The 13971-nt window shown below is 63.4% G+C and carries 15 protein-coding genes; 5 read left to right on the top strand and 10 right to left on the bottom strand.

The features are described 5' to 3' along the window. Positions 1–2: 2 nt before the first annotated feature. A complete protein-coding gene (locus QFZ94_RS14340; protein WP_429457640.1) occupies positions 3–659 on the top strand; it encodes an amino acid ABC transporter permease in 657 nt (218 codons plus the stop codon). A gap of 13 nt (positions 660–672) precedes the next feature. Here QFZ94_RS14340 and QFZ94_RS14335 read toward each other — a convergent pair whose 3' ends face one another. Beyond that, positions 673–1560: an enoyl-CoA hydratase/isomerase family protein gene (locus QFZ94_RS14335; RefSeq protein ID WP_429457638.1), complete on the bottom strand. Its 888-nt coding sequence runs from the start codon at positions 1558–1560 to the stop codon at positions 673–675. Between QFZ94_RS14335 and QFZ94_RS14330 the strand changes: the two genes are divergently transcribed. Next, positions 1534–1839 carry an isochorismatase family cysteine hydrolase gene (locus tag QFZ94_RS14330; protein WP_429457636.1) on the top strand — a complete coding sequence of 102 codons (306 nt, stop codon included), beginning with the start codon at positions 1534–1536 and terminating at the stop codon, positions 1837–1839. The two genes, QFZ94_RS14335 and QFZ94_RS14330, sit on opposite strands and share 27 nt — an antisense overlap. Positions 1840–1979: 140 nt before the next feature. Next, positions 1980–2570: a winged helix-turn-helix transcriptional regulator gene (locus QFZ94_RS14325; protein WP_429457634.1), complete on the top strand. Its 591-nt coding sequence runs from the start codon at positions 1980–1982 to the stop codon at positions 2568–2570. A 41-nt stretch (positions 2571–2611) separates the two neighbouring features. Here the strand turns inward: QFZ94_RS14325 and QFZ94_RS14320 are convergent, their stop codons facing one another. From QFZ94_RS14320 to QFZ94_RS14305, 4 genes are all read right to left on the bottom strand, one after another. After that, positions 2612–3070, bottom strand: coding sequence for a MarR family winged helix-turn-helix transcriptional regulator (locus QFZ94_RS14320; protein ID WP_368586844.1), 459 nt, complete (start codon positions 3068–3070; stop codon positions 2612–2614). A 256-nt stretch (positions 3071–3326) separates the two neighbouring features. Next, entirely contained in the window at positions 3327–3599 is a 273-nt protein-coding gene (locus tag QFZ94_RS14315) for a hypothetical protein (RefSeq protein ID WP_368586843.1), read from the bottom strand. 69 nt (positions 3600–3668) lie between these two features. After that, positions 3669–4115 (bottom strand): Ohr family peroxiredoxin, encoded by a 447-nt coding sequence (locus QFZ94_RS14310; protein ID WP_368586842.1) that lies wholly within the window; start codon positions 4113–4115, stop codon positions 3669–3671. Between the two features lie 97 nt (positions 4116–4212). Beyond that, on the bottom strand, positions 4213–4659 hold the full coding sequence (locus QFZ94_RS14305; RefSeq protein WP_410849891.1) for an Ohr family peroxiredoxin: 447 nt from the start codon (positions 4657–4659) through the stop codon (positions 4213–4215). 401 nt (positions 4660–5060) lie between these two features. Between QFZ94_RS14305 and QFZ94_RS14300 the strand changes: the two genes are divergently transcribed. Next, on the top strand, positions 5061–5765 hold the full coding sequence (locus tag QFZ94_RS14300) for an SDR family oxidoreductase (RefSeq protein ID WP_429457631.1): 705 nt from the start codon (positions 5061–5063) through the stop codon (positions 5763–5765). 88 nt (positions 5766–5853) lie between these two features. On the opposite strand, the gene QFZ94_RS14295 is transcribed toward QFZ94_RS14300, so the two are convergent. Genes QFZ94_RS14295 through QFZ94_RS14285 form a run of 3 tightly spaced genes read right to left on the bottom strand, consistent with a single transcriptional unit; the run spans position 5854 to position 9885 of the window. Then, a complete protein-coding gene (locus QFZ94_RS14295; RefSeq protein ID WP_368586839.1) occupies positions 5854–7158 on the bottom strand; it encodes a c-type cytochrome in 1305 nt (434 codons plus the stop codon). A gap of 17 nt (positions 7159–7175) precedes the next feature. Further along, positions 7176–9428: a molybdopterin cofactor-binding domain-containing protein gene (locus QFZ94_RS14290; RefSeq protein WP_429457629.1), complete on the bottom strand. Its 2253-nt coding sequence runs from the start codon at positions 9426–9428 to the stop codon at positions 7176–7178. A gap of 1 nt (position 9429) precedes the next feature. Then, positions 9430–9885: a (2Fe-2S)-binding protein gene (locus QFZ94_RS14285; protein ID WP_368586837.1), complete on the bottom strand. Its 456-nt coding sequence runs from the start codon at positions 9883–9885 to the stop codon at positions 9430–9432. A 359-nt stretch (positions 9886–10244) separates the two neighbouring features. On the opposite strand from QFZ94_RS14285, the gene QFZ94_RS14280 reads away from it, so the two are divergent. Further along, a complete protein-coding gene (locus QFZ94_RS14280; RefSeq protein WP_368586836.1) occupies positions 10245–10643 on the top strand; it encodes a hypothetical protein in 399 nt (132 codons plus the stop codon). Between the two features lie 252 nt (positions 10644–10895). Here the strand turns inward: QFZ94_RS14280 and QFZ94_RS14275 are convergent, their stop codons facing one another. Both QFZ94_RS14275 and QFZ94_RS14270 read right to left on the bottom strand, forming a co-directional pair. Further along, on the bottom strand, positions 10896–11852 hold the full coding sequence (locus QFZ94_RS14275; RefSeq protein WP_429457626.1) for a peptidoglycan DD-metalloendopeptidase family protein: 957 nt from the start codon (positions 11850–11852) through the stop codon (positions 10896–10898). Positions 11853–12278: 426 nt separating this feature from the next. Beyond that, on the bottom strand, positions 12279–13457 hold the full coding sequence (locus QFZ94_RS14270) for a porin (protein WP_429457624.1): 1179 nt from the start codon (positions 13455–13457) through the stop codon (positions 12279–12281). Positions 13458–13971: the final 514 nt, after the last annotated feature.

The following is a 13971-nucleotide window of genomic DNA, read 5'->3' as shown; positions in this document are numbered from 1 at the left end:
TCATGGTCGAATTCACGCTGTGGGATATCGCCCGCAATCTGCTGCTCGCCGCGCGCTGGACGGTGCTGCTGTCGCTGATCGCGTTCGTCGGCGGCGGGGTCGTCGGGCTCGTGCTGCTCGCGATGCGCGTGTCGCCGGTGGCATGGTTGCGCCGCATCGTCGTGCTATACGTCGAGGTGTTTCAGGGCACGCCGCTGCTGATGCAACTCTTTCTCGCGTTCTTCGGTTTGCCGCTCATCGGCATCGACGTGTCGCCGTGGGCCGCTGCGGCCGTCACGTTGACGCTCTATACGAGCGCTTATCTGGTCGACATCTGGCGCGGCTGCGTCGAAGCGGTGCCGCGCGGTCAGTGGGCGGCGGGCGCGAGCCTCGGCATGACGTTCGGCCAGCAGTTGCGCTATATCGTGTGGCCGCAGGCACTGAAGATCGCGGTCGCGCCGACCGTCGGTTTTCTCGTGCAGGTGGTGAAGAGCACCGCGCTCGCGTCGATCATCGGCTTCATCGAACTGACGAAGACCGGCACGATGATCACGAACGCCGCGTTCCGGCCGTTTCCGATTTACGGCATGGTCGCGATGATCTACTTCGCGATGTGTTTTCCGCTGACCTGGTATGCGCGCGTGCTGGAGAAGCGGCAGAAGGTCGGGCTGCATCGCTGAGGTGATCGGGAGGCTATAGCGTGTCATCGTCGCCCGCCGGCCCTAGCGTGGGCATGTACTTGCCGAAATTCAGTTCGAAGTCGCTCGGCACGCCGTAGGCGAGGCTACGGAGCTTGGCGCGACGTGCCTGCCCATCTGGCGAGGCGAGAGCCGGAAAGAACATGTCGATGCTCGACTGGAGTTCGGCGGCCGTCGGCGTTCCGACGCGATTGATCTGGGCTTTCGCGGCGCCGAGCGTTTCACGGTCGAATGACGCCAGACGCCGCGCAAGCATTTCGACGAAAGAGTCGAGGTCGTCATCATCCAGCGTGCGGTTCACCCAGCCATATCGTTCGGCGACGTCGGCATCGAAGTCGTCGGCGCTGAGCACGATCTCGAGCGCCCGCGAACGGCCGACCAGGCGCGGCAGCCACTCGAGCGCTCCGCCGCCAGGGACCAGACCGACGCCGACCTCGGGGTTACCGAACAAAGCATTCTGCCTGCTGGCGAACCGCATGTCGCAGGCGAGCACGAACTCGTTGCCGATACCGCGCGTACGGCCGCGAATCTTTGCGATGCTCACCACTGGCGCAGACGACAGGCGCAGTACGAAGTCGCGCCAAAGGCCGAGCACCTCCGGTCGTTCGGCAGCCTTGGCTACGTCGAGATGGGCGACGAAAAAATCGGGATTCGCCGACTGAAACACCACGACCTTGACGGACGGGTCCGACTCGAGATCGGCCATTAGTGCGTCCAATTCGACGATCGTCGCGGGAACGAACATATTGATCGGCGGGTTGCTGAAGGTGATCGTCCACCGGCCAGGATTGCTGCGGTCGATGTCGAACTGCGAAGGGTCGGACATGGTGCTTCTCCTAAAACGATTGGGTTCTGTGTGAATCCGGGTGACATCATCGCTCATGAGCACTGGGGTCAACGCGGCTTTGCTAACACCGACCTCGACTTTCAGCTCAAACAGCAAGGCATCACGCACGTGATCGTCGTCGGCTTGCTGGCGAATACATGTATCGAGTCCACGAGTCGCTTCGCAATGGAACTCGGCTATCACGTCACACTCGTGCGAGACGCTACAGCCGCCTTCACCAAGGAAATGATGCGCGCCGCACACGATCTGAACGGTCCCACTTTCGCCCATGCGATCCTGACAACGGCACAACTGGTTGCCGCACTTCCCGCCTGATCGCTAAGATTTCCGCACGCACTGCTGCGCAATGGATCAGCGAGTCACAGGCTCCTCACGCGTGCGTTGAGCCGCAAACCTGCGCCAATATTGCTATGATTATCATACTTACGATCGCTGCGATTTCGATGGAGGTTTGAATGAGTGCATTGCCCGCCAAGAGCGATACGCTGTGCCCGATCGCGTTGTCTCAGGCTGTCATCGGCGACCGCTGGGCGGTTCTGATCCTGCGCGAACTGTTTATGGGCAATCGGAGATTCGACAGTCTGGTGGCGCAGTCGCAAGCGACGCCGCAGATGCTCTCGTCCCGGCTCAAACGGCTCGAAGCGGACGGCATGATCGAGCGCAAGCGCTACATGGCAACGCCCCCTCGTTACGAATATGAACTCACCGAGATGGGCCGAGCGTTTTACCCGGTCATGCTGGCGCTTCGCGAATGGGGCGAAAAGTGGCATAAACCGCAGGGCAAGGACGTCGCGGTACGCTTCACGCATGTCACGTGTGGCAACGATGCCGGCCTTGGCACCGTTTGCCAGGCCTGCGGTGAACCATTGCGGCGCGAAGATCTGAAGATTGAGCTGAGCCCGTCCTACGCGCAGGAGCGCGCGAGCCGACAGGATGCAGCGAAGACCGGCAAGCCTCTGGCTGATTGCACTCGCTCGTCTAAACCAGGTCCCCGCGAGGTTCGGTCCGCCGGGAAGTCCCCCGTGAGGCGCCAAAAAGTCCGTTGAATGCAGACATGGGCGCCCCCTGCTAAGCGACCGTTACGCGTTCATTCGTCGTTCTGGACTGACTTGATAAGATTGTTCCGCAACGTCACGACCGACGCCTGAATTTTCGCGAACTCGTCGGACGCAAGCCCTGTCTCGACGGGGTTCATCTTCAGCGCTTTTTCGCGCAGCCGCCTGCCGCTCTTCGTGAGACTGATCCGCACCTGGCGCTCGTCGCCGGGATCGCGTTGCCTTTCCAGATAACCCATCGCCTCGAGTTTCTTCAACATTGGCGTAAGCGTGTTCGATTCGAGAAACAGCTTGGCGCCAAGACCGCTGACGGTCTGATTGTCCTCCTCCCACAACGCAATGATCGCGATGTATTGCGGGTAGGTAAGCCCGAGTTCCTCGAGTATCGGCTTGTATGCCTTGCCAAAAGCCAGGTTCGCGGAGTAGACCGCAAAGCACAGGTAATCGGAAAGCATCAGATTTTCGGGTGCCAGTTGATCCTTCGGTTTCATGTGCATCCTCCTTGGCTGGAGCCTGACGTTTCGCAAGATATACATCGCATACGATTATATCGCGCTACAACATATGGCGCATCGCTTCCTGAAGGCGACAACCTACCGTCGGCGAAGAGCGCCCGTACGGCATCGTAGAACCGCTCTGAACGCTGCTTCTTTGTCAGTGGCTAAATCATCGACCGTCCGATTGCCGTGACCGGCGCGCAGCCACAACGTGGATGTGCGCCGGCCAAGCGACAAAAGGATCGACGATCTAGTGGTGTGCGAAAAGGTTGCCACTCGACGTCACGGCGACATGGCTGCCCGATTCCGACTGTCCGGAAACCGCACCGCCGTACGCCCTTTCCGGGGCAGCCTGGTCCTCGCGCTCCGAGGCGACGGTTCGCAGGCTCGGACCGCTTTGCGATGCCGGTGCGCCAACCGAGGGCTTGTAGAACGGGGCCGGTCCATAGCCGCTGGCGAACGCGGGTGCGGTGACGGATGCGGAAACTGCCACGAGCAGTGCAACGATGAGCTTGGTCTTCATGATGGGAATTCCTTCAAAAATGTTCAGTGAAGGGCACCTGTCTCGGGCAGAGACACGTGCCCTGACGGATTACGCCGTGACGATGTTGGTGCTGACCTCGATGTTGCCGCGCACCGACTTCGAGTACGGGCAGATCTGATGGGCCAGGTGCGCAATTTTCTCGACGACTTCCTTGTCCACGCCGGGCACGCGGACGTCGAACTCGGCGCCGAGGAACCACGCGGCCCCGGTCTGCCCGATGTTCACCCGGATGTCCACCGAATAGTCGGGCGGCAGCGTGACCTTGTTCAGTTGGGCCGCGATGCCGAACACGGTGGTGTAACAGGCCGACCAGGCGCCGGCAAACAGCTGCTCGGCTCGCGGGTGCGGTTCGGTGCCGACGTAGTCGAGCGTCTCGACGGTAGGCGCGGTCAGCTTGAGGTCGTAGACGCCATATTCGCCGCGCTGGGCTGCGGGGTCGCGATTGACCGTGGCGTGGGAGTTGCCTGCAGCGAGGACTTTTTCGATCTTTTCCATGATGGATTCCTGTATGTATGGGGGTATCAAACGGGGTATCAACGGGACATCAAACGGATTTGAATCTTGTACGATTCAATCGCGTACGATATAGATGTCACGCTGTGACGACGTTCAGGCCGACCTCGATGTTGCCGTGCACGGCCTTCGAGTACGGGCAGATCTGGTGGGCGCGGTTCGCGATCGCCTCGACGACTTCCACCGCCAGACCCGGCGCGCGGATGGTGAACTGCGCGCCGAGACAGAACCCGTTACCGATGGTGCCGATACTGACCTTGATGTCCACGGAATAGTCGGACGGCAGCGTGACCTTCTTCAGCGAGGCCGCAATTTCGAAGGCGCTGATGTAACAGGCTGACCACGCCCCGGCAAACATCTGCTCGGCTCGCGGGTGCAGCTCGGTGGCAATGAAATCGCGGCTTTCACCGTCGAGCGCCGAGAGCTTGAGGTCGAGCACGCCGTGCTCACCGCGCTGGAGCTCGGGGTCGTGGTTGACCGTGGCGTGGGAGTTGCCTGAGAAGAGGACTTGGTCGATCCGGGTCATGATAGGTTCCTGTGTGAATAAGGGGGTTAAGCGTCTTAGATCGCATGCGATGTAATCGCTTGCGTCGAATAATGGAGAAAGACGCACCCGTTGTCAATCGCAAAAGATTTAATCGCATACGAGCAACCGATAGAGGAAACGAATAATTCGCCCGAAGCCTCGCCGCACTTGACGGTATGAATATCATAGTTATATGCTGCGCCCATTGTCATATGCGACGCGTGCGAGGTCACGAATCGTCCGACATAAGCCGTACGGCGCCGGCTGCGCGACGCGATTGGCTGCTGCGCGGCAAAGGCGCAGCGCAATGGCTCGGTTAGCGAATGCAGCCTCGTTTCCACCACATCTCACGCGCACCGCGAGCCGGCGCGCATGCGATTCACCACGTGAAAGGAAGAACTATGAAGATCGAAGATGCTGTCGTTTTCGTGACGGGCGCGAACCGCGGGCTTGGCCTGGAGTTCGCGAAACAGGCGCTCGAACGCGGGGCGCGGAAGGTCTATGCGGGCGCCCGCGATCCGGCCAGCGTGAGCTTGCCTGGAGTCGTCCCCATCAAGCTCGACGTGACCGATCCGGCGGCCGTGGCCGCGGCTGCCGATGCGGCTCGCGACCTCACGCTGCTGATCAACAACGCGGGCATCGCGCGACTCGGCAGCCTGACGGACGACGGCGCGCTCGACGCGTTGCGCGATCACTTCGAAACCAATGTCTTTGGCATGCTGGCGATGTCGCGTGCGTTCGCGGGGAGCCTCGCCGCGAACGGCGGCGGTGCGATCCTGAACGTGCTGTCGGTCGCGAGCTGGGTGAACCGGCCGATTCTGTCTGCCTACGGCGTGTCGAAGTCGGCCGCGTGGGCGCTGACCAACGGCCTGCGCCAATCGCTGCGCGAGCAGCGCACGCAGGTCATCGGGCTGCATGCAGGTTTTATCGATACGGATCTGGTGCGCGACCTGGAAGTGCCGAAGGCAACACCGGCCGACGTCGTGCGCCAGGCGTATGAAGCTATCGAGGCCGGCTCGGAGGAAGTGTCCACCGACGAATTCACCCGGCAGGTGAAGGCTGGACTCTCGGCAGGCATCTATCTGAACGACTCGACGCCACGCTGATCGCGCGGAAGCGGTCCCACCAAAAAAAAGCGGCAACCCTGCGCTGCATGGGTTGCCGCTTTTGCGTTGCGCCGCACTTACCTCTCGATCAGCGCCCCGCCTGGGTCGACTGCCGCAACTTCGCCACCTCCGCCGCCCCAACCGCCGGTGCGCCGTTGTTCCAGCCCGCGCGCACGAAGCTCAGCACGTCGGCGATCTGCTTATCGTCGAGCACCGCCGCGAAGCCGGGCATCGGGAACGGCGACGGTACGCCGTTGATCACGAGGTCGCCGGTGCCGTTCAGCGTCACGTTGATCAGCGACGACGCGTCCTTCGCGAGCACGTTCGGATTGCCGGCCAGCGGCGCAAGCATCGGCGCGAAACCGCGTCCGTCGACACCGTGGCAATGCATGCAATACGCGGTATAGACGCGCGCGCCGGCATCGTTCGCGGGTCGATCAAGCGACACCTTCGTCGCCTGCGGATCGTACGTATAGGCCGCCGCGCCGTTGCCGCCGACCGGCGGCAGCGACTTCAGATACGCCGACACCGCCGCGACGTCCTGATCGCTCAGCGCTTGCGTGCTGTTGTTGATCACGCTCGTCATCGCGCCGAACGCCGACGCGTGGCGATTCGCGCCGGTCTTCAGGAACGTGCGCAGATCTTCGTCGCTCCAGCGGCCGAGCCCGGCGTTGTGCTCGCCGGTCAGGTTCGACGCGAACCAGCCGTCGAGCAGCGCGCCGCTCAGGAACGCGCTGCCGCTTTCGTCGAGCGCGCTTTCCTGGAACGCAACGCCGCGCGGCGTGTGACACGACCCGCAATGTCCGAGCCCTTGCACCAGATACGCGCCGCGATTCCACGCGACGTCCTTGCCCGGCTTGTCGCGGTATGCGCCCTTTTCGAGAAACGCCATGTTCCAGAACATCAGCGGCCAGCGCATGTTCAACGGCCACTTGATGTCGGACTCGCGATTCGCCTGCTGCACCGGTGCGACGCCGCGCATGAAGAACGCGTACAGCGCCTTCACGTCGTCGTCGTTGACCTTCGCGTAAGACGGATACGGCATCGCCGGATACAGGTTGTGGCCGTCTTTCGCGACGCCCTCGCGAAGCGCCCGCGCGAAGTCCGCTTCGGTGTAGCCGCCGATGCCGGTCTGCGCGTCGGGCGTGATGTTGGTCACGTAGATGCGGCCCATCGGCGTGTTCATCGGCAGGCCGCCGGCGAACGGCTTGCCTTTCGGCGCGGTGTGGCAGGCCGCGCAATCGCCGAGTTGAGCGAGATAAGCGCCGCGTTGCACGAGCGCTTGATCGGCCGCGCCGGCACCCGCCGGAGTCGCGGCATCGGCAGTTGCTTGCGCGAGAAACGGCAAGGCGACGCACAGCGCCGCGCCAAGACCCTTCAGCTTGTTTTTCATGTCGGGCTCCTTGCGCGTCACGCGCTGTGCAGTTGACGGCCCACCGGCAGTTGCCGCAGCCGCGTGCCGGTGGCCGCATAGATCGCATTGGTCAGCGCGGGCGCGAGCGCCGCGGTGCCGGGTTCGCCGATGCCGCCGGGCGCCTCGCCGCTCTTCACGAGATGCACGTCGATCGGCGGCGTTTCGTTGATGCGCAATATCCGGTAGTCGGTGAAGTTGTTCTGCTCGACGCGGCCGTCCTTGATCGTGATCTCGCTGTACAGCGCGGCCGTGATGCCGAAGATGATGCCGCCCTGCACCTGCGCCTCGATCGTGTTCGGATTGACGTACATCCCGCAATCGACCGCGCAGTTCACGCGCTTGACCGTGACCTCGCCCTGTTCGACCGCGACCTCGACGACGATCGCGAAGAAGCTGCCGAACGCGTGCATCACCGAGACGCCGCGCCCTTGCCCCTTCGGCAGCGCGCTGCCCCAGTTGCCGGCCTGCGCGGCCACGTTCAGCACGTTCAGCGCGCGCGGCGATTTGCCGAGCAGATTGCGCCGGTACTGCACCGGATCGATCTTCGCGTGCGCGGCGAGTTCGTCGATGAAGCTCTCGACGACGAACGTGCCGCGCGTCGGGCCGACACCGCGCCAGAACGCGGTGGGCACCGCGTGCGGTTCCACGCGCACGTAGTCGACCAGCTGGTTCGGCAGGTCGTACGGCAGATCGGCGGCGACTTCCACCGCGTCGGGATCGAGTCCGTTCTTGAACGCGGGTGGCGCAAAGCGCGCCATGATCGACGAACCGGCAATGCGATGCTGCCACGCGATCGGTTTGCCATTCGCGTCGAGCCCGGCCGAGATCGTGTCGTAGTAGTACGGCCGGTACATGTCGTGCTGGATGTCTTCCTCGCGCGTCCACAGCACCTTGACCGGCGTCGACACCTGTTTGCCGACCTTCACGGCCTGCGTGACCATGTCGGTTTCGAGCCGCCGCCCGAAGCCGCCGCCGAGCAGATGGTTGTGCACGATGATCTTGTCGGCAGGCAAGCCCGTGACCGCGGCCGCCGCATCGACGACGCGCGTCGGCACCTGCGAGCCGAGCCAGATTTCGCACGCGTCGCCGCGCACGTGGACCGTGGCGTTGACCGGCTCCATCGTCGCGTGCGCGAGGAACGGCTGCTGGTAGACCGCGTCGACGCGCGACTTCGCATCGCCGAACGCGCGGCCGACGTCGCCGTCCTTGCGCGCTACCGCGCCGCCGTGTTGCGAGGCCGCCGCGAGATCGTCGACGATGCGCTTCATCGATAACTGCGCGCCCGCGCCTTCGTTCCACTTGATATCGAGCGCCTGCAAACCGCGCTTCGCGGCCCACGTGTGGTCGCCGATCACCGCCACCGCGTTGTCGAGCTTGATCACTTCGCGCACGCCGGGGATCTGCTTCGCATGCGTAGCGTCGACACTCGCGAGCGTGCCGCCGAACACCGGGCAGTTCGCGATCGCCGCGTAGACCATGCCGGGCAAGCGCACGTCGAGGCCGAACTGCGCGGTGCCGTCGACTTTCTCCGGCGAATCGAGACGCTTCGCCGGCTTGCCGATCAGCTTGAAATCCTTCGGGTCTTTCAACGGCACGTTCTGCGGCGCGGGCAGCGCCGAGGCGGCCTGCGCGAGCTGACCATAGCTCGCGCTGCGATTGCTGGCCGCGTGGATCACCTGCCCGCCTTGCGCATGGCAACTGGCCGGATCGACCTGCCACTGCTGCGCGGCCGCGTTGATCAGCATCACGCGCGCGGTCGCGCCAGCGCGGCGCATCGGCTCCCACGCGAAGCGGATCGACGTCGAGCCGCCGGTCAACTGGCCGCCGAGCAGCGGGTCCATGAAGAGCTTTTCGTTGGGCGGCGCGTGATCGAGCGTGACCGAGTCGAGCGGCACTTCGAGTTCCTCGGCGATCAGCATCGGAATCGACGTATAGACGCCCTGACCCATCTCGACCTTCGGTATCACCAGCGTGACCTTGCCGGCGGTGTCGATCTGGATGAACGCGTTCGGCGCGAACACGCCGCTTTGCGGCGCCTCGTTCGCATCGCCGCCGATCACGCTCTTGCCCGCCTTCTGATCCTGGCTCGCGGCCGGCATGCTGAAGCCGAGCAGCAGACCGCCGCCGGCCGCGGCGCCGACCGTCACACCGAATTTGAGGAACGTGCGCCGCGAGATGCCGCGTGCATGCCGCGTGGCGGTGCCGGTCGGCTGTGCGCCGTTCTGTGCATCGAGCAATCCCTGGGACATGTCAGGCCCCCTTCGCGGCTTGCTTAATCGCCGCGCGCACGCGGTGATAGGTGCCGCAGCGGCAGATGTTGCCCGCCATCGCGGCGTCGATGTCGGCGTCGCTCGGATTGGGATTGCGCGCGAGCAGCGACGCCGCCGACATCACCTGCCCCGACTGACAGTAGCCGCACTGCACGACGTCGAGTTCACGCCAGGCCTGCTGCACTTTCTGACCCGCGGGCGTCGCGCCGACCGCTTCGATCGTCACGATCTTCCGGTCGCCGACCGCCGCCGCCGGGAACACGCACGAACGCACCGCGACGCCATCGAGATGCACGGTGCATGCGCCGCATTGCGCGATGCCGCAGCCGAACTTGGTGCCGGTCAGCCCGACGAGATCACGCAGGACCCACAGCAGGGGCATGTCGGGCGGGGCATCGACGGTATGGGTTTCGCCGTTGATATTGAGCGTTGTCATGAGCGGCTCCGGTGGGGATGTTGTTGTGGTCACGCGGTTTAGATCGCGACACCGCACCAGACCGCGAACATGCGCCGTTTTGTTCGGCATGTCGCGCTAATCCGCGATGAAAAGCGGCCTGTGATCGAGCGGGTGTCGACAGAAAACCGGCCGATTGTAGTCGTGTCGAAAGAACTGCGCTTTGGCGGTGCCAGACGGCACGTCGCATGCTATGCGGGGTGGATCGCATGTGCCGGCTGGGGCGATGCGTTACCATCGATGGATTGATCCGTCAGCGTGATCGCGCGACCCGCTGCATCGCACCGAGTGGTGTTGCGACGCGCGATTCCGTCGTGTCACCTCAGCCGCTGGAGCCGCCGATGAACGACCCGCAATGCATTCAATTCCTCACGGATGTTCGCCGACCATTGCTTGCGCTGCACAAGGCGATTCTCGATCACGAACGCGCCGCATACGAAAAGGAGTTCGGCCCGGTGACGCCGGCGGCATTCCTGCAGGTGCTGATCAACGGTTCGGGGTTTCGCTGGCTGACGCCGCTATCGACGGTGATCGCGAGCGTCGATGAGATTCTCGACGACGCGGAAGCCGAGGCCGGCGACCGCCTCGCAACCGCCGAGGCCGTGATCGGACTGTTCTCGCCCGATCAACCGAACAACCACTTCCTGCCGCGTTATCTGCCGCTGTTGCAGGCCGATCCGGCGATCCTGCATTACCACGGCGAGGTAGCGCGTTTGCTGCGCGGCGTGCAAACGACGTAACGGCGATTCGCACGGAGCACGGCGGCGGCGCGTGCGCTGCTTGCCGGCTCCCGCATTTCCTCACCGTTGACAAGCGGCCTCGCGTCGATGCGGCATCCGTCGATGGTTGGTACTTTTGCGTGAATTGAGCGAAATGCTCTGGCGTGAAGGTACTTTCGCAACGATTTCTCGACCGCCTGGAAGGCACGGCCGATCAGATTGCCTGGGTTAGCTGAATAAATTCAAGGTGAGCTTTTGCGGGAACGCCGAAGCTCAACTGCGCCCCTGCGGCAGATAACGCAGCGGATCGACCGGCTTGCCGTCGTGCCGCACTTCGAACCCGACCGACACACGCGAATTGTTCTCGTCGCCCATCTCCGCGATCTGCTGACCCTTGCGGACGATGTCGCCCATCTTGACCAGCAGTTTGCGGTTGTGCGAATACGCGGTCAGAAAATCCTTGTTGTGTTCAACGATGATCAGGCTGCCGTAGCTGTTCAGTCCGGTGCCCGCGTACATCACCTTGCCGTCGGCGGCGGCTCGCACCGGATCGCCCGCTTTGCCGCCGATCTCGATGCCGCGTGTTTCGCCCGGCTGAAACGCTTCGACGACGCTGCCCGCGGCAGGCCACGCGAGCGTCACGCTGCTCGCATGCCGGCGGGTTTCCCGCGTGACCTGGCGGACTTCCGCGGCATCCGGAGCGGGTGCTGCGGACTGCGTCGAAGCTTGTGCCGAGGTTGGCGCTGTCGCTTGTGAATCACCCGGCGCCGCGGGTCGCGCCACCGCCTTCGCGGCGGCCGCCGCATTGGCCGCATTGGCCGCCTTGACCGCGCGCACCGTCTCCGGCGACGCGACGTGCAGCACCTGCCCCGGCTTCAGCCGCGCCGATGCCTTCAGAGCGTTCCATGCCTGCAACTGCTTGACGCTGATGTGGTGACGCTGCGCGACCCGCGCGAGCGTGTCGCCGCGCCTGACCCGATACACGAGCGGCGGCGACTTTTTCAGTTGCGCGTTATCGCTGGCGTCGATCGACAGCGGCGCGTCTGCCGCCGCATCGCCAGACGTTGTTCCCGTCGCATTCGCCGCCAGCACGCCGGACGCTGCGTTGGTGCTGTTTGCAACATTGTTCTGCGCATTCGGCTGCCCGACGTTTGCGCAACCGCTGACGGCCAGCGCGACCCATGCGCCGGCGAGACCGGCCAAGATCGTTCTGTCGAAACGCTTTCTCATTCTGTCCGACTCCTGCTGTATAGATGCGCAAGCCGGATACGCCGATGCCGCTGACAAGGCGCGCGATCTTTGGCCGCGCGGCCTTCCCGGCGACACGGCGAAGCTGCCTCGTACGGCGCTCATTCCGTGCCTGCTTGCCGATCAAATTTCTCGCGGAATTCTAAAGTGCCGTTTGATAAAAACGTCCCGCGCCACACACTCTGATACAGACGTTACGAGCCGTATTTCCGCGTTACTACGGCACGTGTTTGGGCACATCAACGACGCACACGTCGCCGCTTCAGCGCGGCACGTTCAGACTCGTTGACATTCGACTTATCGGCAGACGCGAGGGGAACTTGAATAGTCATGCGGCGCGCCGGAGGGCGCAAAAAAGCCAGCCTTCGAAATCCGAAGGCTGGCCGATCCGCGTTTGACAGCAGCGAACTAGAACTTATGCCGGATCGCCGCGCGCACGACGACCTGTTTCGACGTCGACGACGGCGACTGCGTGCCGGGGATGAATGCGAAGTCGAGGACCGACAGTGTGGAATCGCCGGCGACCTGTTGATACGCGCCCTGCAGATAGAGGTCGGTGCGCTTGGACAGGTTGTAGTCGGCCATCAGCCCGAACGTATGGATGCGCGGCTTCACGCCGCCGTTCGATGCGTCGTAGGTTTCCATCGTGTACACGTACTGCGCGCCGACGAACAGCACCGGCGAAATCTGATACTTGCCGTTGATCTCGAAGTTCTGATACTTGAGCGAGTTCAGCAGCACGCCCGGCGGCGTGACGGGCACGAGCGGCACCGGCGGCTCGATGCCGAGATAGCCGTTTGCGGTCGGCTCCAGATAGTTCGAGTTGCTGTAGACGAAACCCGCCGTCGCCGGTCCGAACGTATAGGTGATGCCGCCGCCGAACACGCGCATGCGCGTCGCGACGAAGCCCGCGTCGTTGGTGGCGACCGCGCCGTTCGCGCTGCCGCCCGGATTGTCGGCCTGCAGATATGCCGCCGCGACCAGCAGCCCGCCATACGCGTACTGGCCGCCGAAGCTGTACGCGCGATTGTTGGCGAAGCCCGTGTCGTTGCTGAAGCTGTAGGTGCCGCCGAACTGGAAGCCCGAGATCGACGGGCTCGCGTACTTGACGGTGTTGTTCAGGCGAAACGTGTTGTCGGTGTTGTCGTTGTCGAACGGATGCGAGAACAGCTCGCCGCCCCAATTGCCGTCGGCCGTGGTCTGCGCCAGGTAATCGACGACGGAATCATATTGTCGGCCAAACGTTAGCGTGCCGTACGCCTGTGAACTGAGTCCGACGAAAGCCTGACGGCCGAACAGGCGGCCGCCCTGCCCGAGCCGGCCGGAATTCAGATCGAAACCATTCTCGAGCTGGAAGATCGCCTTCAGTCCACCACCGAGATCCTCGGAGCCCTTCAGGCCCCAGCGGCTCCCCTGTGCAAGCCCGCTGGCGAGTTCATAAACATGGCCGTGGCCGACATTGTTCGTGTAGTTGATGCCTTCGTCGATCACGCCATACAGCGTGACGCTAGTCTGCGCGACGGCAGGCACGGCAAGAACGGAAGACGCAGCAACGGAGACAGCCAGCGCGAACACTTGCTTGTTCATGATGATCTCCCTGCACCTCGAGTGATGGGACAACTCGATCCGGCCGCTTTGTTCTTTTTGCTCTTTATTCTCGTCATTTTCCCAGCAGTTCTGAGGACTGCTCCAATGGCTGCGCTTTCCAGAAATCCTCACACGACATCGTCCGGCCGTCCATGAGTGGATGCGCCAAGTATCGGGAATGTTGCTAATTCTCCACTGCGCGTTGTTTCCTCTTTTTTCGTAAGGTCGGTTCAGGTAAACGGCAGCTGCTGCTGCCGATCTCGCTGCGTCATTGTCATGAAAAGAAATATAATCCCGTGCCTCTGCTGCCATGCAACGGAACTCGATGCCGCAGCGAAGGTCACCTTTACAGCCCGCTGACGCGCCGCCTCGAAAAGGCGGCCGAAGTCGGCGACGCGGACCACAGGCGACGCCAACCCGGATCGCCTTCCCGCCGCAGCACCCAATTCCATATTAAAAAGCCTTGTGAGACGCCCGCCGCGCTGGATCAGCGCGCCGTCGCACGGGGCTGCTT

Source organism: Paraburkholderia sp. JPY465 (genome assembly GCF_050436725.1).
Taxonomy (GTDB): Bacteria; Pseudomonadota; Gammaproteobacteria; order Burkholderiales; family Burkholderiaceae; genus Paraburkholderia; species Paraburkholderia youngii.
The sequence above is the reverse complement of the archived record's forward strand: the minus strand, read 5'-3'. Positions and strand labels throughout refer to the sequence as shown.

Excerpts from the sequence above, each read along its gene's own strand:
- QFZ94_RS14295 (WP_368586839.1), bottom strand. The coding sequence starts at position 7,158 with ATGAAAAACAAGCTGAAGGGTCTTGGCGCGGCGCTGTGCGTCGCCTTG.
- QFZ94_RS14285 (WP_368586837.1), bottom strand. The coding sequence starts at position 9,885 with ATGACAACGCTCAATATCAACGGCGAAACCCATACCGTCGATGCCCCG.
- QFZ94_RS14305 (WP_410849891.1), bottom strand. The coding sequence starts at position 4,659 with ATGACCCGGATCGACCAAGTCCTCTTCTCAGGCAACTCCCACGCCACG.
- QFZ94_RS14310 (WP_368586842.1), bottom strand. The coding sequence starts at position 4,115 with ATGGAAAAGATCGAAAAAGTCCTCGCTGCAGGCAACTCCCACGCCACG.
- QFZ94_RS14280 (WP_368586836.1), top strand. The coding sequence starts at position 10,245 with ATGAACGACCCGCAATGCATTCAATTCCTCACGGATGTTCGCCGACCA.
- QFZ94_RS14270 (WP_429457624.1), bottom strand. The coding sequence starts at position 13,457 with ATGAACAAGCAAGTGTTCGCGCTGGCTGTCTCCGTTGCTGCGTCTTCC.
- QFZ94_RS14335 (WP_429457638.1), bottom strand. The coding sequence starts at position 1,560 with ATGAGCGATGATGTCACCCGGATTCACACAGAACCCAATCGTTTTAGG.
- QFZ94_RS14315 (WP_368586843.1), bottom strand. The coding sequence starts at position 3,599 with ATGAAGACCAAGCTCATCGTTGCACTGCTCGTGGCAGTTTCCGCATCC.
- QFZ94_RS14300 (WP_429457631.1), top strand. The coding sequence starts at position 5,061 with ATGAAGATCGAAGATGCTGTCGTTTTCGTGACGGGCGCGAACCGCGGG.
- QFZ94_RS14340 (WP_429457640.1), top strand. The coding sequence starts at position 3 with ATGGTCGAATTCACGCTGTGGGATATCGCCCGCAATCTGCTGCTCGCC.
- QFZ94_RS14325 (WP_429457634.1), top strand. The coding sequence starts at position 1,980 with ATGAGTGCATTGCCCGCCAAGAGCGATACGCTGTGCCCGATCGCGTTG.
- QFZ94_RS14320 (WP_368586844.1), bottom strand. The coding sequence starts at position 3,070 with ATGAAACCGAAGGATCAACTGGCACCCGAAAATCTGATGCTTTCCGAT.
- QFZ94_RS14275 (WP_429457626.1), bottom strand. The coding sequence starts at position 11,852 with ATGAGAAAGCGTTTCGACAGAACGATCTTGGCCGGTCTCGCCGGCGCA.
- QFZ94_RS14290 (WP_429457629.1), bottom strand. The coding sequence starts at position 9,428 with ATGTCCCAGGGATTGCTCGATGCACAGAACGGCGCACAGCCGACCGGC.